The 1,244-nt window shown below is 56.1% G+C and carries 1 protein-coding gene; it reads right to left on the reverse strand.

Going from position 1 to position 1,244, the window contains the following annotated elements; all coding sequences use genetic code 11:
- The coding region (locus IE074_RS14700) for an IS4 family transposase (RefSeq protein WP_189386198.1) at positions 1–1,164 on the reverse strand (1,164 nt) is incomplete at its 3' end.
- Positions 1,165–1,244: the final 80 nt, after the last annotated feature.

The following is a 1,244-nucleotide window of genomic DNA, read 5'->3' on the forward strand; positions in this document are numbered from 1 at the left end:
CTCCAGCAGCTGGTCGGTTTTGAGTCCACCCGTCAGCAACAAATCCAGGGCCAGGTTTTTGATCGCGTTGAACGATACCGACCGGTTCACCGTTTGCGGATACTGCGTGGCCTTGGTGTCCAGCATGGTCTGCGCCGTGTCGGTCAGGAGCGATTCCAGGCCGGACAGATACACGGTGGCATGGAAGTCTTGCCGGACGGCTTCAGCACTGAGGCCGGTGAAGTTTTCCAGCGCCAGGCGAGTCTTGAGCAAACCATAAAAGGTTTCGATTTCCCACCGTAATTGGTACAGCTCCAAAAATCCTTCAGTGGGATACCGGGAATCGTCCAGCAATGACGTCACCAATACTTCGTACTCGCCCGTGCTCAGTAAAACCCTGACCAAGCGGACGGTGAGCGACAAAGGCAAGCCCCTCTCACGGATGGACGGCCTTTGACCGGCGCACGGCGTGAGCGTGACCACTTGACTGGCGGGACCTTCTCCTTTGAGCATCTGCCGCGCCTGGGCAAACGAAGCCGCCGAACAGCGGATGGCAAAGTCACGCCCGTGCCGGCTGAGTTCGGCCAACATCCGATAGGAGGGGTAATTCCTGTCCATGAGGAGCAAATCGCCCGCCCGGGTATGCGATAAATGCGCGATCGCCAAGTCAATTTCGTAGGCCTTGGCCTGACCCAGCGTGGCATCCAGGGCGATCCGGTTCAGTACGTCGTACAACACCGAGGCCTGGGCATAAGGCCGTTCGCCCTGGATATCCGCTGTCTTGCCGTTCGTCCAGGCAATGGTGCCGAATTCTTCACGCATGGCTGGATTGTCCGGCAGGGTGATCCTGGAACCATCGACCGCCAGTACCCGCAAACCCCAGAAGCGCAGGTAATCACCATCACCGTACTGCGTTTGCACGACGGCAGCCTCGTTAAGTTCGATAAAGGCGGTGTGTTTCAGTTTATACCGCGCCTGCGAATAAGCGCTGGCGGTCACGGGTGGCTGCTCCAACCCCGTCATCGCCTCATTGACGACGTTTTGTAACGATTTCACGCTATTCCTCATGATCAACACCACAACCAACGCGAAGGACAGGCGGCGCTCGCGTGTGAACGCTTTATCGCTCTGACGGTGATGGTGCTTGAAGCTATTCGCTTCAAGCCGCTCTTGGGTAACTTCAATTGCCTGCTTTTTTTAGCCATGTTCAACTGTCAATCAAAGCCGCTTATTATCTCAAAAAATGCTTAACTTAATGGCAGTGA

The organism is Advenella faeciporci, assembly GCF_014652395.1.
Classification (GTDB): domain Bacteria; phylum Pseudomonadota; class Gammaproteobacteria; order Burkholderiales; family Burkholderiaceae_B; genus Advenella; species Advenella faeciporci.